At 68.9% G+C, this 1,805-nt stretch carries 1 protein-coding gene; it reads right to left on the reverse strand.

All coding sequences use genetic code 11. From position 1 onward, the window contains the following. The coding region (locus tag U4E84_RS16815; RefSeq protein WP_322533252.1) for an aldehyde ferredoxin oxidoreductase family protein at positions 1 to 1,805 on the reverse strand (1,805 nt) is incomplete at both ends.

Below are 1,805 nucleotides of genomic sequence, written 5' to 3' on the forward strand. Positions count from 1 at the left end.
GGGGCGGCGGAGTCGCCGGCGGAGACGCCGGTGCCGGGGCCGACGTCGATGCCGAGTTCGTCGAGCTTCTCGTCGGGGACCACGCCGTCGACCCAGCCGCGGGTCTCGTAGTACTCCGCCTTCATCTCGTCGAGCTCGCACAGCTCGCCCTCGCTGCCGCCCTGCCCGGGTATGGCGTCCGGGTGCCCCTCGACGAAGCGTCCGGGGAGGTCGTCGTCCTCGGCGTCGAAGCCGGCGAGGTTGTTGAAGTACCGCTCGAGGTTGTACACGCGCTCGCCCGCCTCGAACAGGTCGTCCTCGGAGACCTCGCGGCCGGTCATGCCGCTGTACTGGAGCACGTACTCCTCGATCCCCTCCGCGAAGGCGTTGAACTTGCAGATGTCGAAGGAGTCGGAGATCGCGTGCAGGTCCTGGAAGGTGGCGGTGAGCTCGCCTTTGCCCTCCCACTCGTACGGGTCGACCTTCTCCGGGATTCCGAGGATCTCCGCCGCCGGCGTGTAGGCCCGGAGGTGGCAGGCGCCGCGGTTCGAGGTCGCGTACGCGATCCCCATCCCCTTCATGCACCGCGGGTCGTACGCCGGGATCGACTGCCCCTTGACGGCCAGCGAGTTGCCGTGGGCGTCCTTCGCGTCGGCGACGCGGTCCGCCCCTTCCGCGAGGAGGTCGCCGAGGTCCGAGGAGCGGTAGCCGATCTCGCCGATGAGGTCGATCATCGTCTCGGCGTCGCCCCAGTCGAGGCCGCCGACGTCGTCGAGTTTGCCCTCCTCGCTCATCTCCATCGCCATCGCCATCATGTTGCCGACCTCGATGGTGTCGACGCCCACCTCGTTACAGCGCTGGATCATCAGCGCGATCTCGTCGCGGTGGGTGTGTCCCGAGTTCGGCCCGAGCGCGAACGCGGACTCGTACTCGTACGACTCCATGTGGACGTTCATCTCCTCGCCCTTGTGCTGGAGCTGGACCTCGACCTCCTTCTTGCACGCCACCGGACAGGAGTGACACGTCGGGTCGTTGACGAGGATGTTCTCCTCGACGTTCTCGCCGGAGACGCGCTCGGCGTCGACGTCCGCCCCCTCCGCGTCGCGGTACGCCCGCGTCGAGGTGTACTTCGCGTTCTTCGTCGGGAGGCCGTCCATCTCCTCGGTGGCGTTCATCAGGACGTTCGTCCCGTACACCGAGAGGCCGCCCTCGTTGGGCGCGGTGACCTCGGACTCGCGGATGACGCCCATCGCCTGCTGGTAGCCCTCCTGGAACGTCTCGGGGTCGGCCGGTTTGGGCATGTCAGTCCCCGATTTCACGACGACGGCCTTGACGTTCTTCGAGCCCATGACGGCGCCCGTGCCGCCGCGGCCCGAGGCGCGGTCGTCCTCGTTCATCACGCAGGCGTAGCGCACGCCGTTCTCCCCGCCCGGCCCGATCGCCATCACGGAGAGGTTCTTGCCGACCGACCCCTCGACCTCCTCGCCCAGCGCCTCGATCGCGTCGTGGGTCTCTTCACCCCAGAGGTGGGAGGCGTCACGCACCTCGACCTCGCCGTCCTCGACGAGGAGGTAGACGGGGTCGTCGCTGGCGCCGTCCAGCAGGATGCCGTCGAGGCCGGCCCACTTGAGCCGGGCGCCCGACCAGCCGCCGTGGTGCGAGTCGGTGACGGTGCCCGTCAGCGGCGACTTGGTGACCAAGGCGATCCGCCCGCTCATCACGGTCTGGGTCCCCGTGAGCGGTCCGGTCATGAACGCGAGCCGGTTGTCCGGTCCCAGCGGGTCGACGTCCGGCCCGGCGTCGAAGAGATACCTCACGCCGAGCCC

This window comes from Halorubrum sp. AD140 (assembly GCF_034497445.1).
In the GTDB taxonomy this organism is placed as follows: domain Archaea; phylum Halobacteriota; class Halobacteria; order Halobacteriales; family Haloferacaceae; genus Halorubrum.